Annotated in this window: 24 protein-coding genes; 14 read left to right on the top strand and 10 right to left on the bottom strand. The window is 63.4% G+C overall.

Going from position 1 to position 25,947, the window contains the following annotated elements; all coding sequences use genetic code 11:
* The first annotated feature begins 93 nt into the window (after positions 1 to 93).
* From B2G88_RS11155 to B2G88_RS11145, 3 genes are all read left to right on the top strand, one after another.
* Entirely contained in the window at positions 94 to 927 is an 834-nt protein-coding gene (locus tag B2G88_RS11155) for a molybdopterin synthase (RefSeq protein ID WP_054862462.1), read from the top strand.
* Between the two features lie 250 nt (positions 928 to 1,177).
* Positions 1,178 to 1,423 carry a DUF7123 family protein gene (locus B2G88_RS11150; protein WP_054862461.1) on the top strand — a complete coding sequence of 82 codons (246 nt, stop codon included), beginning with the start codon at positions 1,178 to 1,180 and terminating at the stop codon, positions 1,421 to 1,423.
* Positions 1,424 to 1,719: 296 nt separating this feature from the next.
* Positions 1,720 to 2,877, top strand: coding sequence for a site-2 protease family protein (locus B2G88_RS11145; RefSeq protein ID WP_054862460.1), 1,158 nt, complete (start codon positions 1,720 to 1,722; stop codon positions 2,875 to 2,877).
* 12 nt (positions 2,878 to 2,889) lie between these two features.
* On the opposite strand, the gene thiL is transcribed toward B2G88_RS11145, so the two are convergent.
* Entirely contained in the window at positions 2,890 to 3,798 is a 909-nt protein-coding gene (thiL, locus tag B2G88_RS11140; protein WP_087714794.1) for a thiamine-phosphate kinase, read from the bottom strand.
* A 101-nt stretch (positions 3,799 to 3,899) separates the two neighbouring features.
* Between thiL and B2G88_RS11135 the strand changes: the two genes are divergently transcribed.
* The 4 genes from B2G88_RS11135 (at position 3,900) to hisS (ending at position 6,765) form a co-directional block, all read left to right on the top strand.
* Positions 3,900 to 4,355, top strand: coding sequence for a 30S ribosomal protein S19e (locus tag B2G88_RS11135; RefSeq protein ID WP_054862459.1), 456 nt, complete (start codon positions 3,900 to 3,902; stop codon positions 4,353 to 4,355).
* 103 nt (positions 4,356 to 4,458) lie between these two features.
* Positions 4,459 to 4,806, top strand: a complete 348-nt coding sequence (locus B2G88_RS11130; RefSeq protein ID WP_087714793.1) for a DNA-binding protein — start codon at positions 4,459 to 4,461, stop codon at positions 4,804 to 4,806.
* On the top strand, positions 4,806 to 5,396 hold the full coding sequence (locus B2G88_RS11125) for a DUF7411 family protein (RefSeq protein ID WP_054862458.1): 591 nt from the start codon (positions 4,806 to 4,808) through the stop codon (positions 5,394 to 5,396). The genes B2G88_RS11130 and B2G88_RS11125 overlap by 1 nt, the downstream gene beginning before the upstream one ends.
* A 70-nt stretch (positions 5,397 to 5,466) precedes the next feature.
* Positions 5,467 to 6,765, top strand: coding sequence for a histidine--tRNA ligase (gene hisS / locus B2G88_RS11120; protein WP_087714962.1), 1,299 nt, complete (start codon positions 5,467 to 5,469; stop codon positions 6,763 to 6,765).
* A 5-nt stretch (positions 6,766 to 6,770) separates the two neighbouring features.
* Here hisS and B2G88_RS11115 read toward each other — a convergent pair whose 3' ends face one another.
* On the bottom strand, positions 6,771 to 7,127 hold the full coding sequence (locus B2G88_RS11115; RefSeq protein ID WP_054862457.1) for an SHOCT domain-containing protein: 357 nt from the start codon (positions 7,125 to 7,127) through the stop codon (positions 6,771 to 6,773).
* Positions 7,128 to 7,243: 116 nt separating this feature from the next.
* On the opposite strand from B2G88_RS11115, the gene B2G88_RS11110 reads away from it, so the two are divergent.
* The gene (locus B2G88_RS11110) at positions 7,244 to 8,725 is read left to right on the top strand and encodes a sulfatase-like hydrolase/transferase (RefSeq protein ID WP_087714792.1); all 1,482 of its coding nucleotides are present in this window, start codon (positions 7,244 to 7,246) and stop codon (positions 8,723 to 8,725) included.
* A 72-nt stretch (positions 8,726 to 8,797) separates the two neighbouring features.
* The gene (locus B2G88_RS11105) at positions 8,798 to 9,259 is read left to right on the top strand and encodes a hypothetical protein (RefSeq protein ID WP_054862456.1); all 462 of its coding nucleotides are present in this window, start codon (positions 8,798 to 8,800) and stop codon (positions 9,257 to 9,259) included.
* A 33-nt stretch (positions 9,260 to 9,292) separates the two neighbouring features.
* Here the strand turns inward: B2G88_RS11105 and B2G88_RS11100 are convergent, their stop codons facing one another.
* The 3 genes from B2G88_RS11100 to B2G88_RS11090 form a co-directional block, all read right to left on the bottom strand.
* Entirely contained in the window at positions 9,293 to 9,751 is a 459-nt protein-coding gene (locus B2G88_RS11100) for an SHOCT domain-containing protein (RefSeq protein ID WP_054862496.1), read from the bottom strand.
* 63 nt (positions 9,752 to 9,814) lie between these two features.
* Positions 9,815 to 10,255 carry a desampylase gene (locus B2G88_RS11095; protein ID WP_087714961.1) on the bottom strand — a complete coding sequence of 147 codons (441 nt, stop codon included), beginning with the start codon at positions 10,253 to 10,255 and terminating at the stop codon, positions 9,815 to 9,817.
* A 59-nt stretch (positions 10,256 to 10,314) separates the two neighbouring features.
* Entirely contained in the window at positions 10,315 to 11,304 is a 990-nt protein-coding gene (locus B2G88_RS11090) for a cobalamin-binding protein (RefSeq protein ID WP_054862455.1), read from the bottom strand.
* A gap of 108 nt (positions 11,305 to 11,412) precedes the next feature.
* Here B2G88_RS11090 and B2G88_RS11085 point away from each other — a divergent pair, with 108 nt between their 5' ends.
* Together B2G88_RS11085 and B2G88_RS11080 are read left to right on the top strand one after the other, a co-directional pair.
* Positions 11,413 to 13,098 (top strand): DUF255 domain-containing protein, encoded by a 1,686-nt coding sequence (locus B2G88_RS11085; protein ID WP_054862454.1) that lies wholly within the window; start codon positions 11,413 to 11,415, stop codon positions 13,096 to 13,098.
* A 68-nt stretch (positions 13,099 to 13,166) separates the two neighbouring features.
* Positions 13,167 to 13,970: a TrmB family transcriptional regulator gene (locus B2G88_RS11080; protein WP_087714791.1), complete on the top strand. Its 804-nt coding sequence runs from the start codon at positions 13,167 to 13,169 to the stop codon at positions 13,968 to 13,970.
* A gap of 6 nt (positions 13,971 to 13,976) precedes the next feature.
* Here B2G88_RS11080 and mptA read toward each other — a convergent pair whose 3' ends face one another.
* The 3 genes from mptA to B2G88_RS11065 form a co-directional block, all read right to left on the bottom strand.
* Positions 13,977 to 14,918: a GTP cyclohydrolase MptA gene (gene mptA, locus B2G88_RS11075; protein WP_087714790.1), complete on the bottom strand. Its 942-nt coding sequence runs from the start codon at positions 14,916 to 14,918 to the stop codon at positions 13,977 to 13,979.
* A gap of 720 nt (positions 14,919 to 15,638) precedes the next feature.
* On the bottom strand, positions 15,639 to 17,522 hold the full coding sequence (locus tag B2G88_RS11070; RefSeq protein ID WP_054862453.1) for an ABC transporter ATP-binding protein: 1,884 nt from the start codon (positions 17,520 to 17,522) through the stop codon (positions 15,639 to 15,641).
* The gene (locus tag B2G88_RS11065) at positions 17,519 to 19,480 is read right to left on the bottom strand and encodes an ABC transporter ATP-binding protein (RefSeq protein WP_054862452.1); all 1,962 of its coding nucleotides are present in this window, start codon (positions 19,478 to 19,480) and stop codon (positions 17,519 to 17,521) included. Before B2G88_RS11065 ends, B2G88_RS11070 begins: the two co-directional genes overlap by 4 nt.
* A gap of 393 nt (positions 19,481 to 19,873) precedes the next feature.
* Here B2G88_RS11065 and B2G88_RS11060 point away from each other — a divergent pair, with 393 nt between their 5' ends.
* Positions 19,874 to 20,809 (top strand): nucleotidyltransferase domain-containing protein, encoded by a 936-nt coding sequence (locus tag B2G88_RS11060; RefSeq protein WP_054862451.1) that lies wholly within the window; start codon positions 19,874 to 19,876, stop codon positions 20,807 to 20,809.
* A 369-nt stretch (positions 20,810 to 21,178) separates the two neighbouring features.
* Here the strand turns inward: B2G88_RS11060 and B2G88_RS11055 are convergent, their stop codons facing one another.
* Positions 21,179 to 21,427: a hypothetical protein gene (locus B2G88_RS11055; RefSeq protein ID WP_087714789.1), complete on the bottom strand. Its 249-nt coding sequence runs from the start codon at positions 21,425 to 21,427 to the stop codon at positions 21,179 to 21,181.
* Positions 21,428 to 21,804: 377 nt separating this feature from the next.
* Here B2G88_RS11055 and B2G88_RS11050 point away from each other — a divergent pair, with 377 nt between their 5' ends.
* Positions 21,805 to 22,587 carry a DNA-directed RNA polymerase subunit epsilon gene (locus tag B2G88_RS11050; protein WP_087714788.1) on the top strand — a complete coding sequence of 261 codons (783 nt, stop codon included), beginning with the start codon at positions 21,805 to 21,807 and terminating at the stop codon, positions 22,585 to 22,587.
* A 30-nt stretch (positions 22,588 to 22,617) separates the two neighbouring features.
* Here the strand turns inward: B2G88_RS11050 and B2G88_RS11045 are convergent, their stop codons facing one another.
* Positions 22,618 to 24,030, bottom strand: a complete 1,413-nt coding sequence (locus tag B2G88_RS11045) for a M28 family metallopeptidase (protein ID WP_087714787.1) — start codon at positions 24,028 to 24,030, stop codon at positions 22,618 to 22,620.
* Positions 24,031 to 24,126: 96 nt separating this feature from the next.
* Here B2G88_RS11045 and pepF point away from each other — a divergent pair, with 96 nt between their 5' ends.
* Positions 24,127 to 25,947: an oligoendopeptidase F gene (gene pepF, locus B2G88_RS11040; RefSeq protein ID WP_087714786.1), complete on the top strand. Its 1,821-nt coding sequence runs from the start codon at positions 24,127 to 24,129 to the stop codon at positions 25,945 to 25,947.

Raw genomic sequence — 25,947 nt, 5'->3', positions numbered from 1 at the left:
TATAGCTGTACATCGCTTCGTGTCTTCGCCACCAAAACTGCAAAACGGCTCCTCGCCGACAGCTACAAACCCCAACACACCCATATTCAGACTATGCACGTACTCGGAATCTGTAGCCGTGGGGCACGCGAGGACACACTCGAGCAGGTTGTCGACCGCGTTGTCGACGTTCTCGCGCAGTCGGGCCGCGTCGGCGTTATCAGATACGATGCGACGATTGCCGATGGCACAGCGGTCCACGAGGCCGGTCCCATCGGCGGCGACGTTACGTACGACCTCGGCGCTGATGGGGACTGGACAGCGACCGGGACCGGCCTTTCGGTACAGGACGCCCTCGATAATCTAGCACCGGACTGTGAGTACGCACTCGTCGTCGGACTCTCGAATCTGCGCTATCCGTCGATTCTCGTCGGTGACGCCGCGGAAACCGCCGACGCAGACGGGGCAGTACTCGCCCGCGTCGACGGGCCTGTCGACGTTGACGACGACCTCGTCGCTGCCCTCGAGGCCACCGATCCCTATCACACGCTCGAGTCACTCGTTGCCCGCGTTAAACGCTCCCCGCGAGCGGCGCGCTCGGGCGCAATTGCGACTTTCACCGGCCGCGTCCGGGCGAAAGACAGCGACGACGACGCGCGCACGGAGTACCTCGAGTTCGAGAAGTACGACGGCGTCGCCGACGAGCGCATGCAGACGATTGAAACCGAACTCGAGGCCCGCGAGGGCGTCCTCGAGGTTGAACTCGCGCATCGAACGGGCGTCATCAAAGACGGCGAGGACATCGTTTTCGTCGTCGTGCTCGCTGGCCACCGCGAGGAGGCGTTTCGGGCGGTCGAAGACGGCATCAATCGGCTCAAAGACGAGGTGCCGCTGTTCAAAAAAGAGGTGACGGTTGACGATGAGTTCTGGGTTCATGACCGGCCATAGCAGAAAATATTTAGCCACAGGTTTCAAGCAATGAATGAACGTCTCTATTTCACGATACATTATCCCTCGAGAGTGACTGACCGGAGATAATACGTTAGAACCGGCTTTAAAAATTCTCGAGCAATCTGAAGCCGTTATAAAATGAATTGTAACTGAAGATAAAACGTCTATTACCGGCTGGATTTCTGAAGGCAATCGAAATTTCCCGAAGTAACCTTCCTTTATAACATATTGTCCCGACAAGCAGGAGATGTCGATGAGCACCACAGCACAACCCTCCACGGAAACCAAGGAACGCCGCCTCAAACAGTACCTTCGCGACCGCGCTGAAGAAGGCGAACTGTACTTCAAAGGCAAGTTCATCGCGGACGAAGTCGGTATGTCCCCGAAAGAAATCGGTGCGCTCATGGTCAAACTCTCCGAGTCGGCCACCGAACTCGAGATCGAGAAGTGGTCGTACACGAGCGCAACCACCTGGCGTGTTGAGCCAGCCTAACAGTTCGTGGTTGTTCGCTCCCCCGCACAAACCACTCCCTAAATTGACCCCCTGACCCCCGCTGACGGTCACACGCACACACGACACACACCAACCGTTGTGCACTCACACACTGCACAACACACGACACTGCGCCATCGCAGACACACACGCACACCGTGCCGACGCGTTACAGACGCCATCCGGCACACCCGCCCTGTTCGTGATCGCGCCATCGATCACGGTCCCCTCTTGCTGTCTTCGTCTGTGGAACTGACCACAGGCGATTTATACGTCCCAATAGTGAACCACGGGTAATGGATGACGGCGAGCCGTCCGAATTCGCACCACCGCGTCCCGGCACTCGAGACCTCGAGGTCGGGCCGCCACTCGAGCGCATCGAGTCGGTGTTTGCCGTCTACGAGACGCGAATCGAGGATGAGCGACTCTGTTACTACGGCGAGCCGTTACAACAACCGGAACAGGCCATCCGCGAGCTCTGGCCGGTGTTTCACAAAGAAGGGTACGATCTCGAGTTGACGACGCGCGAGGGGTCGTTCGTCCTCGTCGCGGAACCGACGAACGTTGGGATCGACGGGATTCCATGGACGAATCTCCTGTTGTTTGGGCTGACAGTCCTCTCGACGCTGTTTGCTGGCTCGATGTGGTACCATATCGACCCGATTGCGAATCCCGAAGAAATGTGGCGTGCGTGGCCGTTTACGGTCGCCATTTTGGGCGTTCTCGGGGTTCACGAGATGGGTCACTACGTGCTGAGTCGTTATCACGACGTCGACGCCTCATTGCCTTATTTCATCCCGGTGCCGACGCTGATCGGGACGATGGGCGCGGTCATCAAAATGAACGGTCGAATGCCAAGCCGAAAGGCGCTGTTCGATATCGGTGTCGCTGGGCCACTCGCGGGCCTCATCGCGACGGTTGGAGTGACAATCGTCGGCCTTCATCTGCCGCCAGTGACCGCACCTGACTCGGTCATCCAGGACCCCGGTGCGATACAGATTCAACTCGGTTATCCACCGTTGCTCGAGGGGCTTGCAGCGGCGTTCGACCAGCCGTTGTATCGCGACGATCCCACGATGGCGGTGAACCCGGTCGTTATCGGCGGCTGGGTTGGGATGTTCATCACATTCTTGAATCTGATCCCGGTCGGTCAGCTCGACGGTGGACACATTTTGCGAGCGATGGCTGGCCGCTCTCAGCAACTGATCGCCGCCCTTGTCCCGGGCGCGCTCTTCGGTCTGGGTGCGTACCTCTACTACGTTGGTGGCCACAGCGTAGACTCAGTGTTCATCTGGGGTCTCTGGGGCATCTTCACCGCCGTCCTCGCCTCTGTCGGCCCGGCACAGCCCGTTCAAGATGAGCGACTCGGCGCTGGCCGATTCCTCCTCGGACTCGTAACCTTCGTCCTCGGCGTGCTCTGCTTTATGCCAGTCCCAATCGAGATTATTCAGTAACGCGTTTCTCGATCAGTGCGTAAAGCCGCGATCCTCGAGTGCGTTTCCGTCCATTTTCACGCCCGATTCGGCGGCCGTCACTGAGCCGAGTGGCGTCACAGGGACGTCGACTGCCGCCTGTACTTCCTCGAGTGCGTCTTCAGGAAGCGTCGCGACCAGTTCGAAGTCCTCGCCGAAGGTCGTCGCGCGCTCGAGGGCGTCGGCGTCGTCCGCGGCGAGTTCGACGAGGGCGTCGTCGACCGGCACCGTCGCCGAGTCGATCTCGAACCCGCAGTTGCTGGCCTCCGAAAGCTGGTGGAGCGAGCGGGCGAGGCCATCGCTCGAGTCCATCATTGCGGTCGCCTCGGTCGCAAGCGTGCGCCCGGCGTCGACTCGTGGCTCGAATCGAAAAAGGTCGTTCGCGCGCTCGCGGAGTCGGGCCGCTGCCTGTTCGTCGGCTTCGTCGCTCGCGCGCTCGAATAACTCGAGGCCGGCGGCACTTCGCCCGAGCGTACCCGTCACGCAGACAATTTCGCCGGCGCTCGCGCCGCTGCGCGGGACCGGGTTGTCCGTCCGGCCGATAGCCGTCGTCGAGACGGTAAACTCCTCGTGGCCGTCGAGGTCGCCGCCGACGTACTCCGCGCCGACAGCCTCGCAGACGTCGCTTGCACCGCGCACGAACGCAAGCAGTTCCTCGCGGTCGAATTCGGGGACGGCGTAGGCTGCAACCGCCGCCTGCGCGTCGGCTCCCATTGCAGCTACGTCCGACAGCGACGCGCCGACAGCCCGCCAGCCCGCGGTGTAGCGAGTCGTTCCAGGTGGAAAATCCGTCCGCTCGTGGAGCATATCCGTCGTTATCACGAGATTGTCGACCACGGCTGCATCGTCACCAACAGGCTCGAGTTCGTCCGCAAGCAGCGCCAGTGCCCCGCGTTCGTCCATACGCCACGTTCTGACTCGAGGACGAAAAGCGGTCCGGGACGGCCGTCGCTGACGCAGGCGATACGATGGCCTTAAATGCGGCCGACGGAAACCAAACCCCAATGGCTACGATGTACGACGTTCCGGCGGATGCGCTTATCGAAGCGCTCGCCGAGGACCTCGAGGAACGACTCGATGAACCCGACTGGGCGCAGTTTGCAAAGGCTGGCGTCGACCGCGAACTGCCACCAGAACAGGAAGACTTCTGGGCAGTTCGTGCGGCAAGTCTTCTGCGCAAGGTCGCCGACCGCGGCCCTGTCGGTGTCAAACGACTCGCAACCGAGTACGGCGGCGGCAAGCCGGGTTCGAACCGCTACCGCGTCGCCCCCGACAAACGTGTCGACGGCTCGCGCAACCTGATCCGAACGATCCTCCAGCAACTCGAAGAAGAAGACCTCGTCGAAACCGCCGAGGGTGAAGGCCGACGCATTACCGCTGACGGCCGCAGTCTGCTTGATGACACTGCCGGCTCTGTTCTCGAGGATCTCGACCGTCCGGAACTCGAGCGCTACGCGTAAGCCTTACGCGCAGCTCTCTGTTTATCTCACCAGGAGCGACTGCCCTTCCCCGTAACGGGCATCGTCCGTAATCATTTTCCTTACTGCACCAGAAGTGATACCCATGAGTGAACGCCAAGACGACGAGCGACTCGAGGAACTTCGCGAGCAGAAGATGGAGGAACTGCAGGACCGCACCGAGGGCCAAAGCGGCGAGGCACAGGAGGCTGCCCAGCAGCAGGCCGAAGCCCAGAAAAATGCCGTTCTGCGCCAGCACCTGACCGACGAGGCGCGCAAACGTCTCAACACGGTCAAAATGAGCAAGCCCCAGTTCGGCGAGCAGGTCGAACGCCAGGTCGTGACACTCGCCCGCAGCGGCCGTCTGCAGGGCAAAATTGACGACGAGAAGATGAAACAGCTGCTCCAAGAGCTGAAGCCCGATTCCAAGAGCTTCGATATCCAGCGCCGGTAATGGAGCTCGGACTGCTCTACAGTGCCGGTAAGGACTCCACGCTCGCCGCGTTGCTTCTCGAGGAGTTTTACGACGTGACGCTGGTCACGGCTACCTTCGAGATCACCGACGACTGGGAACACGCCGAGCAAACGGCCGACGCGCTCGAGTTCCCGTTCGAACAGCTGGAGCTCGATTCCGATGTCGCCCACGAGGCTGTCGCCCGTATCCGCGAGGATGGCTTCCCGCGAAACGGCGTCCAACACGTCCACGAGCACGCCCTCGAGCAACTCGCCGCGTCAGGGTTCGACGCAATTGCCGACGGCACGCGCCGGGACGACCGCGTGCCGACTGTCTCGCGCGCACAGGCCCAGAGTCTCGAGGATCGCCACGGGATCGACTACATCTCGCCGCTGTCGGGCTTTGGCCGCGGCGCGGTCGACCGACTCGTCGACGCCCAACTCGAGGTCACTGTCGGACCCAGCGAGGAGATCAACCGCGCCGATTACGAGGGGGAGTTGCGAGCGATTATAGCCGCTGAAGACGGCCACGAGGCGATTCGGGACTACTTTCCGGATCACGAGCAGACGTACGTCACCGACGTGCAGTAGCGTTTGTTGAGACCTTCGCTCGAGCGGCGAAACGAAAGGATAGAAGTTCGGCGTTCTCGAACGGATGGTCATGTACGACCGGATCAAGGGCTTTCGTGACTTCTACCCCGGCGAGATGACCGCGCGTCGGGACACCATCGACACGCTCGAGGACACCGCTCAGCGGTATGGCTTTCGCGAGATAGGCACGCCGGCGCTTGAGCGCGCGGAGCTGTGGACGGACAAGAGCGGCGACGATATCGTCGACGAACTGTACTCTTTCGAGGATCAGGGTGGCCGCCACGTCACGCTGACGCCCGAACTCACGCCGACCGTCGCGCGGATGGTTGTCGCCAAACAACAGGAGCTCTCGAAGCCGATCAAGTGGGTCTCGACGCGACCGTTCTGGCGCTACGAGCAGGTCCAGCAGGGCCGACAGCGCGAGTTTTACCAGACGAACGTCGACATCTTCGGCTCGAGCGACCCCGAAGCCGACGCCGAGATTCTGGCGTGGGCTGGCGACGCACTGACGAACCTCGGACTCACCGACGAGCACTTCGAGTTCCGTATCTCCCACCGCGACATTCTGGGCGGCGTCCTCGAGAGCTACGACGCCGACCTCGAGATCGACGAGGCGATCCGCGCGGTCGACAAATCTGACAAACTCTCGACGCCGGAGTATCACGACGCACTCGTCGAGGCCGGGCTGACCTACGATCAGGCCGCCGAGTTTGACGATCTCATCGCAGGCGGTGACTTGGAGGACGTCGCTGCATTTGCGGACTCCGAACGGGTCGACGACGCCGTTTCGAACCTCCAGAACGTCCTCGAGGCAGCCGAAGACTTCGGCGCGCGCGAGCACTGTACGATCTCGCTCGAGACGGCCCGCGGGCTGGATTACTACACGGGCGTCGTCTTCGAGTGCTTCGATTCGACTGGCGAGGTCTCGCGGTCGATCTTCGGCGGCGGCCGCTACGACGACCTCATCGAGAGCTTCGGCGGCCAGCCGACACCCGCGGTCGGCGTTGCACCCGGCCACGCGACGCTGTCGCTACTCTGTCAGCGCGCCGGCGTCTGGCCCGAGGAAGAAGTCTCGACGGACTACTACGTGCTTCAGATCGGTGATACTCGTCCCGAGGCGGCACGGATCTCACGCGACCTCCGTGAGCGCGGCCACGTCGTCGAAACCGACGTTGCCGGCCGATCTTTCGGTGCGCAACTCAACTACGCCGACTCGATCAACGCCGAGACTGTCGTCATCGCCGGCGAGCAGGATCTGGAAAATGACGAGGTAACGATCAAAAACATGGAATCCGGTGACCAGACGCAGGTTCCGGTTGAGGAATTCCCCGGCGACCTCGAGCGCCCGACGATTTCGGACTTCGAGTAGGCTGTCTACCGTTCTCGATTGAGGTTCGGATTGTGAGCGTGACGCTCTGGGGCTTCGTCCTCGAGGTCGACGAGTCGTTGGAGTTTGTGCTCGAATTCGGACTCAGTGAGTCGACCGGCTGCGTACTCGTGTTTGAGTGTTTCGAGCGGGTCAGCGTGGTCAGTGTCCGATTTCGTTTCGGATTGATCGCTGGATTCGCCGACAACAGTGGGGTACAGAAAGTAAAACAGCGGTGCGCCGACGAACAGCCCGAAGAACATGAGGCTGATACTGAGATTCTCGACGAACGGGTGCAACGCAAACCCGAGCCCGAACGACGAGATCGCAACGATGAGAGTGCCAGTTGCCCGCCTGGATGCCATGTTCCAACTGATAGCGCTCGATCACTTGTAGCTATTGGGTCGAGTACACTTTCCGTCTCGTCGCCGATTCAGCCTCCGGGCCCAGCGTTAATTACGCAGGCGGTGTACGACGGCCGATGGCTGACGACACCCGACCGAACGTCCTGTTCGTCCTCACGGATCAGGAGCGCTACGACTGCACCGCGTCCGATGGGCCACCCGTCGAGACCGAGACGATGGATCGCCTCTCGAGTGAGGGGATGCGTTTCGACCACGCCGTCACGCCGATCAGTATCTGTACGAGCGCGCGTGCCTCGCTCATGACCGGCCGGTATCCCCACGGACACGGGATGCTCAACAACAGCCACGAGGCGGATGCGATTCAGCCGAATCTGCCGGCTGACTTGGAGACGTTCTCCGAACTACTGGCTGATGTTGGCTACGAACTCAGCTACACGGGCAAGTGGCACGTGGGCCGCGATCAGACGCCCGAAGACTTTGGCTTCTCGTACCTCGGCGGCAGCGACGTCCACCACGACGATATCGACGATGCGTTTCGCGAGTACCGCCGGGAGCGCGGTGTCCCAGTCGGCGACGTCGACCTCGAGGACGAACTGTACACCGGTGATGACCCTCGAGACGGCAGCGAGGGGACGTTCGTCGCCGCGACGACGCCGGTCGACGTCGAGGAGACGCGAGCCTGGTTCCTCGCCGAGCGGACTATCGACGCAATCGAGGCCCACGCGGCGGGCGACCAAACCGACCCCTTCTTCCACCGCGCGGATTTCTACGGCCCGCACCACCCCTACGTCGTCCCCGAGCCCTACGCCTCGATGTACGACCCAGACGAGATCGACCCGCCCGCGAGCTACGCCGAAACCTACGCGGGCAAACCGCAGGTCCACGAGAATTATCTGTACTACCGGGGCGCAGACGGCCTCGAGTGGGACCACTGGGCCGACGCGACCGCGAAGTACTGGGGGTTTGTGACGCTGATCGACGACCAATTCGAGCGGGTTCTCGACGCACTCGAGGCGCACGGTCTCGACGAGGAGACGGCCGTCGTCCACGCGTCGGACCACGGCGATTTCGTGGGAAACCACCGCCAGTTCAACAAGGGGCCGTTGATGTACGACGACACGTACCGCATCCCGCTGCAGGTTCGCTGGCCCGGCGTCACCGAGCCGGGTTCGGTCTGCACGGCACCGGTTCACTTGCACGACCTCGCAGCTACCTTCCTCGAGATTGGCGATGTTCCAGTGCCGGACGCGTTCGATGCTCGGAGCCTTGTCCCGTTGCTCGAGGGTGGTGGTGCCGTTCCCGAAGCGTGGCCCGACTCGACGTTCTCCGAGTATCACGGCGACGAGTTCGGCCTCTACACGCAGCGAATGGTTCGGACGGACCGGTACAAGTACGTCTACAACGGCCCCGATATCGACGAATTGTACGACCTCGAGCGCGACCCCGCGGAACTCACCAACCTGATCGACCACCCTGAGTACGGCGACGTTCGCGCCGAGATACGCGAGCGACTCGTCGACTGGATGGCCGAGACGGACGACCCGAATCAGGGGTGGGTGCCTGCCGTCCTCGAGCGGGCCTCGCGCGCGGACGACTGACAACCCCGTCTCCCCACAACCCACCGACGCGGAAGCGTACGTTTACGGTCCTAAAGCGGCTACCGTCACGACATGACCCCACAGCCGGATTCCGGCGGCGATCCAGACCCCGATCCCGCCGACCTGCGTGCGGAGGCCGCCGAATACGAGGAAACCGTCGACGCACTCGAGGAGCTGGTCGTCGAACTTCGCGATGAGTCAGTTCGAGAGTCACGACTCGAGGGGCTGTTCGACGAGGCGACGACAAGCAACCCGAACATCTGGAACATCGTGACGGCATTTATCGATATCGAGGACGGCGAGGCGGTCGTCACCGACGAGTCGAAACTTGCCCAGGGCAAGTGGGCGCCCGAAATCGTCGACGACTGCGACGTGATGGTCACAATCGACGTACAGCGCGGGCTGATGCCAGACGATTTCAAATATCTCGTCGGGAAGAAACTGCAAGACGAGATGGACGAGTTCCGCGAGCGGGCCGCGAAGGCACGCCAGCGCGCGGCCGACCTCGAGTCCGCTGCAGACGACGCCCAATAGAATCGACTCCGAGTGGTGCGCTCGAGCGGACTGCTACTCGAACTCTCGGTCCCGCTCTCGCTCGCGCCGTTGTCTGTCGTCTCTCGGTTCCGTCCGGTTGTTCCGGCTCGTCCTCGACCGGTCTGGCCGCGTCCCGTCCTCGAACGCATCGTCGGCCTCGAGCAGACGGTCCAGTCGGTGTTCGAACTCGGCTTCGCTGATCGTCCCGCTGGCGTACTGGTGTTTGAGTTCCTCGAATGCATCGCGGTCGTGGTCACGGTCTCCGTCTGTCGCTTTTGTGCCAATGGCCGTGTCCTCATCAAACATGAGCGCAGCGGCTTCCTCGCCCCAGAAGAGGAAAATCGGGACCAGGAGGAACCAGCCGATGATCGCGAGTACTCCCGCAAGCATCTCGAGGCCGACGACGCCGGCGAGACTGATCAACACGAACGTTACGAGTCCGATCAGTAGCCACAGATCCTCCGCAACGAACTCCCGCAGATCGACCCCCATATTGTGTTTACCTTTCTCGCCCGACATAATTATACTCACGATGCGGTGGCGCTCTTCTGGGAGTCACTCGAGGACGACCTGCTCGCGTTCAAACTGACCGCCGGTGGACGCCGGCGACTCGTCGCGTCCGTCTCCGGCTCGCCACCGCCACGACCTCACCGCAGGTGGCTCGAGCGAGATGATTAGATACGAGCGGTCGGGCCAGGTCGCCTGTCGGGCGTCCGTCTCGCTCGGCCGATCCGGACCACGAGGATGGGTGTGATAGAAGCCGACGATCTGCTCGCCGCGACCCTCGAGTCGCTCGAACACCTCGAGTTGCTCCTCGGGGTCGATTCGATAACGCGTTCGCGGGCTGTCGGCGACGTTTTCGGCGGGATACTGTGAGCAAACGCGACTCTCGTCGGGAGTGAACTCGCCGCCCAGAATCCCGCAGATTTCGGCGGGGGAGCCGTCTCGAGCGCGCTCGAGGATTGCCTCTCGAACATCGGTTGGGATGACGAGCACTGGCTGTTCGTCCACAGGTGCAGTCGCGTCCGCTCGCGTGCTATCGTCCGGCGCTGGCGTCACGGCCTAGTCTCTACTCGAGTCTCCCCGTCGCCCGAGGCGTGCGTCTCGAGGTCGCTGAATGGAACGGCCATTCGGCCCTCACTCGCGGGCGTCACCGACTGGTCGAACAGGTCCGGTTGGATGATCGGGGCCAGCGTCTCGAGGGTGTCGACCAGCCGTGGGCCGGGTCGGTTCAAGTAGTGATTGCCGTCCATCGCCCAGACGCGGCCCTCCTGGACCGCCGTCAGGTCCGCCCAGCCGTCGCGGCCGGTCAGGTCTGAACGGTTCGCTGCAGTCTGTCCGAGGTCGAACCCGCAGGGGCCGACGACGATGCATTCAGGGTCGTACTCGAGAATCTCGTCCCACTCGCGCGGGCGCGACCGTTCGCCGCGTGCGCCCAGGCCGTACTCGCCGCCGGCCCACTCGACGAGTTCGTTCGTCCAGTGGCCCGCGAGCATGACGGGGTCGGTCCAGTCGAAAACTGTGACTCGCGGGCGGTCCGCACTCGAGAGGTCCGCGGCCCGTGTTCGCTCTCGAATCCGGTCAATGCGCGCCTCGAGGTCAGCCCGGAGTTCACGGGCGCGGTCCTCACGGTCTGCTGCCCGGCCGATGCGCTCGATGTCGTCGAGGACGTCCGCCATGCTGTGTGGGTCCGTCGTCAGCACGTCGGGGTCCGCGTCTATCTCGTCGACCGCGTCCGCGACGATCACCTCGTCGACCGCACAGACGTCACACATCCCCTGCGTGACGATCAGGTCCGGCTCGAGCGCCTCGAGCGTGGCCGTATCGATGTCGTAGACGCCGGTGTCGTCGCTTTCAGCCGTCGTCTCGAGGACTTGGTCGTCGATCTCGCCGCTCGAGGCGTCGGCGTCGATTCGCGAGTGCGTGATCGACGGGATCGACGTGGCTCTGGGCGGGAAGTCACAGCCGTGAGAGACGCCGACCGGATCGCACCCGAGCGCGGCGACGATCTCGGTCGCCGAAGGAAGCGTCGTGACGATTTGCATGGGACGATGTACGAACCAGACTACCAAAAACACCAGCGTCGCATCCTCGAGTCGGCTGGCCTCGTCCGCGAGCGAAGGGCTTACGCCCGCGACTGCCCTCGCTCCGGTATGGTACGAGACGATGGGACGCGCGTCGAGTGGCGCGAGTGGGGAGAAGACGCCTTCGCGGAGGCTGCGGAGGCTGAGATCCCCGTGTTGCTCTCGCTGACGGCGACGTGGTGTGATCACTGTCACGAAATGGATGCAGAAACCTACGCCGAGCCCCGGATCGCGGCGAATATCAACGATAGCTTCGTCCCGGTTCGCGTCGACGTCGACCGCCACCCGCGCGTGCGTGATCGGTACAACATGGGCGGCTTTCCGTCGACGGTGTTTCTCGCGCCCGACGGGACCGTTCTGACGGGTGCGGGCTATCTCGGCGAAGATGGGATGCGCCAGGTGCTCGAGAGCGTCCGGACGATGTGGGAGACGAAAGGCGACGACGCGGCCAGCGTGCCACGGCCGCTGCGCGAAGACAACCCGCCCGCGGGCGAACTCACGTCCGATATCGAGGCCGCCATGCTCGGCCAATTGACCGAAACCTACGACGAGACTGCCGGTGGCTGGGGCACCGAGCCGAAGTTTCCGCTGCCGGACGCCCTCGAGTTCGCGCTGAAACGCGACCGCGAGATGGCGCTGCGCTCGTTCGACGCGGTCGGTGCGAACCTGCTGGATGCCTACGACGGCGGCTTCTATCGCTTCGCCGGCGAGCGAGACTGGTCGAATGTCCAACACGAAAAACTGCTCGATTCGAACGCGGCACTTGTCCGAGCGTTCGCCAACGCCTACCTCCATACGGGCAGCGACGAGTACCGCGAGCCAGCCGAGCGGACAATCGACTATCTGACGACAACGCTCTGGAACGACGAGATCGATGCCTTCGCGAACAGTCAGGCACCCGGCCAGCCTGCTGCCCACAGCATCGACGCAACCGAGCGCGCGGCCGTCGACGACCCGCCGGTCGATGCGGGCGTCTTCGCCGGGCCGAACGCGCTCGCAATCGAGGGCCTGCTCACGTACTCCGCCTACACCGACGACGAACGCGCTCGTCGCTACGCCGAACGCGCACTCGCCGTCCTCCGCGAGGACCTGCTCGCGGACGGCGTTGTGGCTCACCAGTACGAGACTGCGACCGACGACAGCGAGCCGACGCCGCTGCTGATCACGCAGGCCCGCACGCTCGCCGCGCTCACGACGGCCGGAAGCGTCCTCGAGCCAAGCGTTCTCGAGGATGCCGTCGCAGTCGCCGAGGCGACACTCGAGCGACTCCACGACGGCGACTCGTTCGTCGACGGTCCTCGCACCGGCGCAGGCTTGCTCGAGCGCCCACTTCGGCCGCTCGATGCGAACGTCGCGTTCGCGGACGCGCTGATCGATCTCGCGGCACTCGCGGACGCGGACGTTGGCGGTGTCGACATCGACGCCGAGCGATACCGCAATTACGCCCGCGAGACGCTTTCCGCGTTCGCTGGTGCAAGCGACCGTTTCGGCGTCCAGATCGCCCACTACGCGACGGCTGTCTCGAGGCTCCTCGAGGGACCGCTCACGATTGCTGTCGCCGACCAGCCTGGTTCGGACCTCCACCGCGCGGCGCTTCGGATGGCCGATCACGAGAAAGTCGTCGTCCCGAACGCGAGCGCGCTCGAGGCCGGTACGGCCCGCGTCGAACGCGGCGACGACCAGTCCGCCCTCGCTGAAACTCCAGCTGAGTTGAGCGAACGCGTCCAGGCTGTGCTCGAGCGCACACAGGCCTGAACGACGCCGATTGCGTTTTCGGGCAAACCACCACAGCGTTTATGTTTCTCCAGTCGGTTGCTTGGACTATGGCGAGTCTTAGGGACCTCGGGCTCTCGGAGTACGAGGCTCGAGCGTATCGTGCACTGTTGAGTACGGGGCCAACAACGGCCAAGGAGTTGTCGCGAGCGAGCGACGTGCCGATGGGTCGGATCTACGACGTGCTCAACAGCATCGAACAGTACAATCTCGTGCGGAGTCAGACCGCGAGCCGTCCGAAAAAGTACGTCGCGGTTGAGCCATCGACCGCGCTGGATCGGCTGCTCGAGGACAAGAAACGCGAACTCGACGAAAAGGCCGACCAGTACGAGTCAATCGTCGACGACCTCTCGGACGAACTCGACGCGGCCGATCCCGTCGAGGACCAGTTCTGGACCGCCGCCGTCGGCCCCGAGGAGACGACCGATCTCTTGCTCGAGCGACTGGCAGCCGCGGACAACCACATCGTGATGGTCGCTGCCGATCCGGTCCCCGAACGGGACATGCAGGCCGTCAGCGAAGAGGTACTGGCACAACTCGAGGACGCACTCGACCGCGGCGTGTCCGTTGACGTGTTGATGACGCGCGAGATGGTTGCCTCGCTCTCGGAGAAGGTGGGGCGGCGATATCGCGAGACGCTGCAGGCGCGGGACGATTTCGACGTGCGGACGAACGACGACGTAACGGGCTCGTTCAACATCCTCGACGATCTCGAGATCTGTATTCAGGTACCGAATCCGCTTTCTTCGGGCGAGGCCTTCGGCATGATCGACCTGAAAGATCCGGAGTTCGCCGCGAGCGTCAATCAGGAGTTCGTCCCGCGGTGGGAAGAGGCTGAGCCGTTGCAGTTTTGAGCGCCGTTACTCGCCGTCGTTGCCGCCGTTGACTTCCTCGCGCAGCGTCTCCATCTCGACGATACGCTCTGCGTGGGCATTGTGCTGGTGGATCGACTCGTCGTTGGACTGTTTCATCGTAATGACCGCATCATCTGCGAGGTGGTCGAACTCATCGACGACGCCGTCAGCCAGTGCGCGGACACAGTCCTCGACGAACTTCGCGTCCGAGTGCGCATCGAAGGTCATGTGATCCTCGTCCGGGCGCTTTGCGAGGTTGTAAATCCGCGCGCTCATCGAATCCCGCGCGATGTCGATGACGTCGTTCAGATCGACCTCGGGATCACCGCTTGCTTCGACCGTCAGCGTCGCGTGCCCGCGCTGGGAGTGACCCGGCTGTGGGACTTCGTCTAAGAACTCGGTGATCGTCTCCTCCTCGACGCCCAGATCCTCGAGCGTCTGTTTCGCGCGCGCAGCTGACATTCCCTGCGAGCACGGACAGACGGTCATCCCCGTCACTTCCGCGCCAATCTCCTCGCGCGTGCCTTCGTCGGTCGCTGTCGCGGAGGCGATGATATCGACGGTGTGCTGGGTCTCGCGGTCGCTCGCGGGCGTTTTCTCGCGGCGCATGAACTCTGCCTCCATCGAGACCTTCGCCGTGGAAGTGTAGTCGTGTTTCTCGAGGAGCCGTTCGGCGGCGTCGCCACAGACGTCCTCGACGCGGTAGGCTTCCTCGCGGGTCGCATCCTCGAGGATTTCGTCGATGACCTCCATGTTGCGGCTCATGTCCGCGCCTTTGCGCCACGCGGGGAGGTCGACGAAGACCTCGAATTCGGCAGTGAGGACGATTGGGCGGTCGTCCTCGCGGGCGATCTTGACGAGCTTTTCGACGCCGGTCACGCCGACCTGACTCAGGCCAACGGTCACGTCGGGCGACGTTGCCTGCACGTCCGGAAGCTGATGACTCATTGGCGATACTCAGGACAGCGTCCGATTAGGCCTTTCGGAACACACAATTTCGCCCGTGGTCACTGCGGGTTGGGGTCTCGCCTCGAGCGATACGCCCGTCGTTGTCCACTAGTCGAGACGAGTCGCTCCGCACTCGAGGACTGTTCAATCTCTCGTCGTTGTTTAAGTGCCTCTGGTCACAAGGTGAAGCTGTGACGGGAAAACGCCGGTTCTACTGCGTCTCTCTTTCCGAGTAGCGACTGTGTTGGCGACCTCGCTCGCTGTCGTTCGTTGCACTCCCGACCTTCCTTTAAGTGTCTCTGGTCACAAGGTGAAGATATAACAGGAAGACGGATTCTACGGCATTTTTGCTCAGAGCGAGAGCATTGTGGTGCGTTTCAGTCGTCTCTATAATACCAACTGCGACTATTCACACACTGATCGTCGACTCGTCTGCGATCAGGTGGCCATTGACCTGCAGTGGCTACTATCCCTTCCCTGCGTACTCCCTTTAAGTACCTCTCGTCACAAGGAGTAGATACGACGGACATTCTCCGCGACCTGCACTCGACAGCGCTGCGTTTGCGCCCCCACTCGAGAGCGTGACTCCGTTCCTCGAGGGCGGATTCCGCTCATCATTTAAGTGCTTCTGGTCACAAGGTAGAGATATAGTAGGAAGACCGGTTCTATTACGTCTTCACTTTTCTCGAGCGACTGCGCTATTCGTCCGAGTGCTCGCCGTCAGTCGGCCTCGAGTTCGCCAACCTGTACCTTCCAGAGGTCGGCGTAGGTTCCATCGCGCTCGAGCAGTTCGTCGTGCGTGCCGCGTTCGCCGATCTCGCCGTCGTCGAGAACGAGAATCCGATCTGCGTTTCGCACCGTCGAGAGCCGGTGGGCGACGACGAACGTCGTCTTCTCGGCCGTGAGTCGGTCGAGACTCCGCTGAATCAGGACTTCGGTCCGGTTGTCGACGTGGCTGGTCGCCTCGTCGAAGACGAACATCGCGGGGTCAGTCAGCAACACGCGGGCCAGGGCGATGCGCTGGCGCTGGCCGCCCGAGAGTCGAGTGCCACGCTGGCCGACCTCGGTGTCGTAGCCGTCGTCCAGTTCCGTGATGAACGCGTGGGCACCTGCCTCTCGAGCGGCGGCCACGATTTCGTCGTCGGTGACCGTGCTGTCGCCGTCTGCGGGATCATCCAGCCCGTAGGCGATGTTCTCCCGCACCGTCCCCGAAAACAGGAACGGGTCCTGTCGCACGTACCCAATCGACTGGCGTAAGGACGACCGCGAAACGTCCTGCAGGTCGTGACCGTCGACCGTAATTCGCCCTTCGTCAGGCTCGTAGTACGCCAGCAAGAGCTTCAGCAGCGTCGATTTGCCTGCGCCCGTGTGGCCGACCAGCCCGACCGTCTCGCCGGGTTCGACATCGACGGACACGTCTCGGATGACCGGGTCGGTGTCCTCGTCGGCGTCGTACCCGAACGTGACGTCGTCGAATTCGACCGCACCACGCGGATTCTCGAGGACGTGGTCGCCGTCCTCGCGCGGCGGGGAGAGTCGCCGAAGCCCGAGGACGCGCTTTGCGGCGGCCTTTCCGGCCTTGTAGAGGCCGGTCACCCAGGCGAGAAACCGCATCGGCTGCGCGAGTTGCTGCGTGTAGTAGAGAAACGGAATGAGTTCGCCGGCCGTGATCGTGCCGGCGAAGAGCCAGAACCGCTCGTCGAGGACCCACTCGGTGCCGACGAACAGGGTGAGGACGAACGCCGCGCCGGCGAGCAGCCGCATCGACGGCTGGTGGAGGACGCCGACCACGTGGGCGTACCAGGAGGCCTCTCGCTGGGCGTCGGAAGCGTCTCTGACGCGGCCGGTCTCGTATCGCTCCCCACCGAAGGCTTTGACCGTCGAGACGCCGCTGACGTTCGTCTCCAGCAGGGCGTTGACGACGCCGGTCTCCTCGCGGACCTCGTCGTTGCGCTGCTCGTGTTGCCGACTAAACCACCAGTTGACGACGGCGATGATCGGGACGAACCCCAGCGAGAGCAGCGCTAACTGCCAGTTCAGGATCAGCATGTACAGCAGTGAACTGACGACGGTCGTCGTCGCGAAGACCGCGAGGTTCGGCCCCTGCGTCAGCGACTCTTCTAGCGAGTTGACGTCGTTGTTGAGCACGCTCATCACCTCGCCAGTCCGCTGGTCGTCGAAGAAGCCGGCGTCCAGGCGCTGGACGTCATCGTAGACGGCGACTCGGATGCGGTGGATGGTTCGCTGGCCGAACAGGAACAGCGCCCACAGCGAGAAGATGGCCAGGCCCATGTCAATCACCTTTATTCCTGCCAGCAGCGCGACCGTAAACAGGAGCTGTCCGGCCGGGTCGGCCGGAATCCAGGCGTCGGGCACCAGGAACAGCGCGTAGGGCTCGTCGTTGAACATCGCGTCGAACGCCAGCCCGATGATCAGCATGTCGATGTTCGAGAGAAACTGTGAGCCGGCAGAGGTGGCGCTGCCGAGGCCGAGCCACTTCAGGTCGCCCCGACCGTGTTCGCGCAACAGGGCGACCAGCGGCCACCGTTCGTCGGCGGCGGCCGCGATTTCGCCTTCACCCTCGCGGCCGGGGTCGTCGCTCATCGCGACACCTCCTCAGTCGTCTCGATTTCCTCTGTGACACGCCGCTGCGCAGACTCACCAAAGCGGGCACGGGCACGCTCGAGGAACGCCTCTGAGACGGCCTCGAGGTCGCCAACCTGTACCCGCCAGAGATCGGCGTAGAGGCCGTCCTGTTCGACGAGTTCGTCGTGGGTGCCGCGCTCGACGATCTCGCCGTCGTCGACGACGAGGATCTGGTCGGCGTTGCGAACCGTCGACAGTCGATGGGCAATCGCGATTGTCGTCTGTTCGCCCGCCGTCGCGTCGATACTTCGCTGGATCTGGCGTTCGGTCTCGTTGTCGACGTGACTCGTCGCCTCGTCCAGCACGAGGACGTCGGGGTCTTTCAGCAGCGCCCGCGCGATGGCGATTCGCTGGCGCTGGCCGCCCGAGAGGCTTGCACCGCGCTCGCCGACCTGGGTGTCGTACCCATCCTCGAGGTCGGTGATGAACTCGTGGGCACCCGCGAGTTTCGCGGCGGCGACGACGTCTGCGTGGTCGATCTCTGGTGCGTCAGCCCGAGTGTCGAACTCACGGACTCCGTAAACGATGTTCTCCCGCACCGTCCCGTAGAAGAGGAACGGGTCCTGCGAGACGTAGCCGAGGTGCTCGCGCAAGCTCCGGCGGGAGACATCGCTGATGTCGGTGCCGTCGATTCGGATCGCGCCACGGTCCGGCTCGTAGAACCGGAAGAGCAGCTTCGTCAGCGTCGACTTTCCCGCACCCGTCGGACCGACGACGCCGACGAGCGATCCCGGCTCGGCCGCGAAACTCACGTCGGTTAGCGTCTCCTCGTCGGCCCCCTCGTAGGTGAAAGAGACGTCCTCGTACTCGAGGCGACCCTCGAGGACCGTCAGTTCCCGGCCCTCGTTCCGGTCGGGGTGGTCGCCTTCCAGTACCGAGGTGATTCGCTTGCTCGAGGCCAGCGCATCCTCGTAGCTGTCCAGCACGTCGAGCATCAGCTGGCGGATCGGCGCGTAGAACGACTGGCTGTACATCAGGAACGTCAACAGCGCGCCGGCGGTCAGCGAGCCGCCGAACCACGCTGGCGTCCCCTCGAGGACGAGATACGCGCCGAGGGAGAACAGGCCGATGAACGCGCCCGAGACGATCACCCAGCTCGCGAGACTGAAGACAAGCCGCAGCCGGATCACCGACCAGTTGCGATCGAGGTACGACCGCGAGGCGGATTCGAGCCGATCCCGTTCCGCGTCCTCGCGCGCGAAGGCTTTGACCGTCGCGATGCCCTCGATACTGTCCTCGAGTCGCGAGTTCACCCGGCCGACGCTCTCGCGGACTCGCTCGTAGCGGGGCCCGACGCGGGTCGTGTACCACTGACAGAGCCCGATCAGCAGCAGCGGCATGAGCGCCAGTAGCGCGGCCAGCGGGACGTGGATCGTGAGCATGAACGCGAAGGCGACGAGGATCTGCGCCGAGAGCCTGATTCCCTCGTAGGCGTTGCTCCCGAAGCGGTTCATGTTCGAGACGTCGTTGTTCAGGACGCTCATGACGTCGCCAGTCTGGTGGCGGTCGAAGAACGACCGTTCGTGGCCCACGACCGCATCGAAGGCGTCGACTCGAATCTCGTGGAGCGTCTGCAGCCGCGCCGTCCCCTCGAGTCGGCCGGCGAGCCAGGTCATCGTCCCGTCGAGGACGTAGGCCGCGACGAGCAACCCGATAGTGAACTGGACCTGACCGGTCGTTGTCTCGGGAATCCAGCCGTCGGGAAGCAACGGGAGCGCGTACGGCGTGTCCTGCAGGAGGATCGCATCCAGCGCGACGCCGATGACGAGCGCCGGCAGCCGCTGGGGGATCTGGGCGATCAGCGTTCCGATTGCCGCGAGGACGTACCGGAGCGCGTGGGGCCGGGCGTACCGGCGGACCAGCAGCCACAGCGAGTTGTCGACGTGGTCGGGTGGCTCGAACTGGCTCTCCGTCACGTCTCACCCACTCCAAACGGTGTGCGAAATGCTGCGAGCGACCCGGAGGGTGGAACCCCTGTGTCGCTGCCATCGAGACGACCGCGCCGTGAATCGACCCACCGAAGAGAACATACGATTGTGTGGTCTCGAGTCATCAATTAATATACCGGTCGTGTGGTTCGCTGTCCCACAGGCCAGCCGAGATCGGCGTTCGTTTAAGTGCTTCTGGTCACAAGGTGAAGATATAGCAGGAAGACGGGTTCTACCGATATCGCATTCGTGACAGCGGCCGCTGTCTCCAAACTGTTCGCGTGAGTCGACTCGAGGCCCGCCGTTCTTTAAGTCACTCTCGTCACAAGGAGTAGATACGACAGGATTTTCTCGCTGACCGTTTCACTTCGAGCCATCGCCATGCCATCCGTTTCGACTGCCGTTCGGGAACGTATCGACGCCACACTCGCGGATCTCGAGGCGGCACACGAAATCGCAATCCCGCTCGCCGTCGCCCGCGGCAGCCGCGCCTGGAACGGCTCGAGTCCTGACAGCGACTACGACGTTGGGTTCGTCTTCGTCCCCGACGACCTTCGGCAGTACGCCCATCTCGGCGGCACCACCGAGACCATCGACGACAGCCGCGGCGAGATCGAACTACAGGGGCTGAGCGTCCGGACCTTCGCCTCTCTGCTCGCCGACTCGAACGAGAGCGCACTCGATCTCCTTCGCAGCCCCGTCCAGTATCGAACGCAGTTCGATCCGACCGACCTCGAGGCGTACATGACGCGCGCGTACAATCCAATCGACCTGTATCACGACTGGCGCGCCATCGCATCGACCAACTACCGGAAGTACCTCTCGGACCACTTGGTCCGCAGCGACGACGAGATCTTTCCCATCCTCGAGCGCACGGCAGACGGCTATCTCGTCGCCTGCGATGACGACGGAACCGGCGAGGAGACCATGACCATCGCCGCTGACGACGAGCGGTTTTCGGAAACGCAGACGAAGCCAACGGTCAAGCGCAACCTCACGATCACCCGCGCGGCGATGTCCGCGTACTATCTCACGGCAACGGGCGACGATGGCGCACACGAGTTGCCGGTGATCGACTTCGAGATGTTTCTGGACGAACAGGCCCCGGCGGTCTTCGAGGCCGACCGGATCGACCGCGCCCGCGACCTCCTCGAGCGAAAGCGTCGCGGTGAGGGGAGCGCAGTCGCCGGCGATCAGGTCGGCCGCGAGTTCGCACACCCGCCGAAACGGATCGATCCGGCGGTTCACGCACTCGAGGGCCCCGACCCGGAGCGGTTGAACGCGTTCGTCGACGACCTGATCGCTGCTGTGCAGTGACAGCCGGTGGCTATCTTCCTTTAAGTGTCTCTGGTCACAAGGTGAAGATATAGCAGGAAGGCGGGTTCTACTGGATTCACGTTCCCCAGTGGGAACGCTGCACTCGTTTTGGTCTCGAAGCGGTTTTCCTTTAAGTGCCTCTGGTCACAAGGAGTATAGTAGCCACTGCAAGTCAATGCACACCTGATCGCCAGACGGATGCGCGGTTCGGAGTGAACGAAGTGAGCGAGAACCGCGGAAAAGCGAGCGGCGAACGCAGTGAACCGCGAGCAGGATCGGCGATCAGTGTGAAAATAGTTGCAGTTGTTACTATAGATACGACGGGATATTCTCCGGGTAGTGTGCGTGACCAGTCGATACGTTCTCGAGTTACTGCTCTGTCAGTGAGTCGTCGTCGGACTCGAGGTTCTGTGTCGCGGATGAGGGCGCTCCAGTTGTAGAGCCTGATTCGTGTTCGGCCAGTCGCCGGTGGTACTCTGCGCGCAGCACGTGAATCGTCACGAGCACTGGAACGGCCAGCAGCGGCCACGCCCACGGGATCAGGATGATGAACAGGGTGAACTGGATGGCAACGAGCATCGACAGCAGATCTCGCTGGCGTTCCGTCTCGGTCGTCATGTACCTCTCATTCGTGACGCATGAGATACACGTGTTGGTTGTGTGGGCTACATCCCGCAGTTCTTTACGTACCTCTGGTCACAAGATAAAGTTATGACGGGAAATTCTCCGAGAATCCGCGTTCGATAGTCACGACGTTCGCGATTCTGCCCGCTGTTTTCGAGGGTGTCGACTCGAGGTACGGCCGACCGCCAGCGGACTCCTGCCTGACGTTCTTTAAGTGCTTCTGGTCACAAGATGAAGCTACGAAGGGCTTTTTGCGGGTCACCTTACCGTCGAGCGACTGCGCTCATCGACTTCGATTTGCAACACGTCTGACAGATGCCGACAGAAACGAGCGAGCCTTTTTCCGTCTCCCTGTCTGAGCGAGTACCAAGATGCACGACGACGGTCCCGAACCCGGTCCGCGCGGTCCGGGCCGCGAGCACAATCGCGAGCAGCCTCCACGCGGCGAGTACGACGACGGGCGCGAGCGCCGCCTCGAGACCCGGCCCGGCTCCGGGTCGCTCTCCCGGGCGGACGTCCAGCGCGACTCGACGGTCCGCCAGTGGGGGATCGTCACGCCGAGTGCGACCGTCATCGGCCGCGCGGAGTCGCCCGACGCGGACCTCTCCGAGAGCGTCCGCCGCCTCCACGACGAACAGCACGCGGCGACGCCCGGCTACAGCGAGCGCGCCCACCACCTCGACCGACTCCGGACGACGCAAGCACTGTGTAACGCACTCGAGGTGACGCCGTGGCAGCGCGACCTCGCACTCGGCGTCATGGACGAGATCGATCTGACGGAGTTTGGCAGCCAGCGCGCCATCGAGAAGGTCGCGCTCGTCGCGATTCGCCACGTGGTCGATGTCGACCGCCGAGCCTATTTCGGGCTGGACGATATCGACGCGCAGGCGCTGTCTGCCGACCGGATGGAAGACCTCTTCGCGCAGTACCGTGCCCACGACATCACCGACGAGTCACGGTTCAAGCAACTCGCCGCAACGTACGGGCTCGATACGACGAGTCTCAACCGGCTTCGGCGGGTCCTGAAGGAGCAACTCGAGGACGACCTGCCTGCCTATGGTCGGAACCCGTACCGCGATCCGAACCTGCCGAGCGTGACCGAGACCGCCGACGCACAGGACGGAGCGGACGGAGCCGGAAGCGAGCCGGCATAACGTCCGCGGTAGGCACACTGAAACCCGATCTCAGTCCCACCCTGGCGGCCAGATATCGGCTGCCCGCATGCCGGGTTCGTACTCCTGTTCTCGCAACTGGTCGCGCAGCTCGTCCGCATCGGTCCGCGGAATCTCGGCCCGCGTCAGTGCCCGCACTAGCAGCGCCGTCAGCATTGCGTGCTCGCGCAGGTTCCGCGGGTCGACTTTGTCACGCGTGTCGGCTGTAGTGTGGCCCCAGCCACGCCCGCGTTCGCGGCCCTCGGGTGGTTCGCTGTGCAGTTGTAGCGACGGCACCCCGGCCCGAAGGAACGGCCAGTGGTCGCTGAACGGATGTGGATCCGGATCGTGTCCGAGCGGCTGGCCAGCATCGCTCGCCACGTCGGCCGCGAGGTCGGCCAGCGACTCGGAGCCGTGTGACAGCGCCCGGAGATTGCGAAAGCGGCCTGCGCCATCGACGTTGACCACGGCTCGAACCGACTCGAGGTCGGCTCCCTCGGCCAGGGCTTCGGCACCCAACAGACCGATCTCCTCGCAGCCGACGCCGGCGATCCGGACCTGACACGCGAGGTCGTCCGCAATCGACTCGAGGATCGCGCTCGCGGCGACGGCGGTCGCGATGCCACAGCCGTTGTCCAGCGCGGCTTCGGAGATGTCGTGGCCGTCGTAGTGGGCGACGACGAGGACTTCCTCGTCGGTGTCCGGGCCGACAGTTCCGTGGACGTTCTGACTCGAGCCTGCGGTCGTCTCGGCGTCGACCCGAACTCGTGTGCGCGTCCCGCGCTCGGCGTACTCCGTGAGCCAGTCGTGCGTTTCCGCGCTGACGCCGACACCGGGTGCGGCGGCTTCGGTGTTGAACGTCAGCGCGCCCGTCGGCGGTAACTGACCGGGAACGTGGTTGGCGAAGATGAACGCGGTGGAACCGGCCTCGAGGGCGTGACCGAACGTCTCCATGCGGTGGACGAAGCGCTGTTCCGGCGGCGTCGTCGTACTCGCGACGGCGATTGCATCCTGCAGATCGGCCGCAGCAATCTCCTTGGGGGTGCCGTAGCCGACGTCGACGAGCGGTCCCTCGACGCTGGCGGCGGGCGAGTACGGGAGCGCGAGGGCGTCGAATTCGCGCTCGAGGCGGGCCGTGTCCGTTCCGTCCGCTGTCGAGGTGGTGCTGTCAGATCCGTCGCCGCCCAGAACAGTGAGCGTCGTCGACCCGCGCTCCCAGCACTGCATCGGAAACTCGTCAACCTGCACGTCCGCGAGTCCGGCGTCCTCGAGGGCTGCCCGGACGGATTCAGCCGCGCGGCGCTCGCCAGCCGAGCCGCCCATTCGATGCGGGAGTTCGGTCAGGTTCGTCAGCAGGTTCCAGGCACGGTCGTCCGTCCACGCGCGGCCGAGGGCGCGCTCGAGTGTGTCTTCGTTCGCCTGCCCGCCGTTTCCGTGGTCTGCCATACGCGTTCAACGACAGCCGCCGGCAAAAATCGCAGGCTCGGCCACAATGTGTGGGGCTTCGACACGCTTTACCACCTACGTTCCGAAACCGTGTGTATGAGTTCCGTACCCGACCGCTCCGAGATCGACGAGGACTATACCTGGGATCTCGAGAGCATCTACGCGAGCGATGAGGACTGGGAAGCCGCCTACGACGCCGTCGCGGAGCGCGTCGACGAACTCGCCGGCTATGAGGGCCAGGTCACCGACGACGCCGAAACGCTCCTCGAGGTCCTCGAGTTGCGAAACGACATCATGCGCGAAGTCTCGACCGTGGCCGCCTACGCGCGGATGCGCCGCGACGAGGATACGACGAATCAGCAGTATCAGGCGCTGACCGCGCGTGCGCAGTCGCTCGGATCCGATGCCCAGTCCGCGGCGTCGTTCATCGAACCCGAACTACAGGAGTTAACGCGCGAGGAGTTCGACGAGATGGTCGCATCGGAATCCACCCTCGAGACCTACGAGCACTACGTCGACGACGTGTTGCGGATGAAACCGCACACGCGCTCGTCCGAAGTCGAGGAGTTGCTCGCGGATTTGGGCGAGGTCATGGGCGGGACCGGCGAGGTCTACACCATGCTCTCGAACGCGGATATGGAATTTCCGACGGTCGACGCACCCGCAGACGACGAGGAAGACGCAATCGAAATTACCCAGAGCAACTTCACGAACCTCCTGAAACGACCCGACCGAGACTTTCGCCAGCGCGTCTACGAGGGCTACTTCGACGAGTGGTCGGACATGCGAAACACCGTCGCCGCGGCCTACAAGAACAGCGTCAAAGCCGACGTGAAGACGGCGCAGGCGCGCAACTACGACACCGCGCGCGAAGCCGCACTGGATGGCCCGAACGTCCCCGTCTCCGTCTACGACACCCTGGTCGAGACGGTCCACGACAACCTCGACAAACTCCACCACCACGCCGACCTCAAACGCCAGGCGCTCGAGGTCGACGACCTTCAGATGTGGGACCTCTACATGCCACTGACGGGCGATGAGGGTCCCGACGTGGAGTACGACCAAGCGACCGAGTACATCGTCGACGCCCTCGAGCCACTCGGCGAGGAGTACCAATCGCGCGTTGCGGAGGGCCTCGAGTCCCAGTGGGTCGACGTCTACGAAAATCAGGGTAAGCAGTCCGGGGCCTATTCGGGCGGCACCTACGACACGCAGCCGTTTATCCTGATGAACTATCAGGACGACATCTCCTCGATGTACACGCTGGCCCACGAACTGGGCCACTCGATGCACTCCGAACTGACGAAGGAGGAACAGCCCTACGTCTACTCGGGGTACGAGATTTTCGTGGCCGAAGTCGCCAGCACGGTCAACGAGGCCCTGCTGACGAATCACCTGCTCGACACCGTGGAAGATCCCGAGTTCAAAAAACACGTGCTCAACGAGTTCTTAGAGCGCGTGCGCTCGACGCTGTACCGCCAGACCCTCTTTGCGGAGTTCGAGCACAAGGCACACGAACTCGAGGAGGAAGGCGAACCCCTCACCGCTGACCGACTGGACGAACTCTACGGCGACCTCAAGGAGCAGTACTACGAACCGGCCGTCGTCGACGACCGCATTGCCCGCGAGTGGATGCGTATCCCGCACTTCTACCGGGCGTTCTACGTCTACCAGTACTCGACCGGCATCTCGGCTGCACTCGCCATCGTCGACGGCATCCTCCCCGATGGCCCCGGAAGCGACCCCGAGCGTGACGCCGCCGAGGACTACCTCGAGTTCCTCCGGCAGGGCTCGCGGGACTATCCCCTCGAACTCCTGCGGGTCGCCGGCGTCGACATGAGCACGTCCGAGCCAATCGACCGCGCGCTCGCGACCTACGGAGATCGGTTAGACGAACTCGAGGCACTGCTCGAGTAA

It is taken from the genome of Natronolimnobius baerhuensis, from assembly GCF_002177135.1.
Taxonomy (GTDB): domain Archaea; phylum Halobacteriota; class Halobacteria; order Halobacteriales; family Natrialbaceae; genus Natronolimnobius; species Natronolimnobius baerhuensis.
The sequence above is the reverse complement of the archived record's forward strand: the minus strand, read 5'-3'. Positions and strand labels throughout refer to the sequence as shown.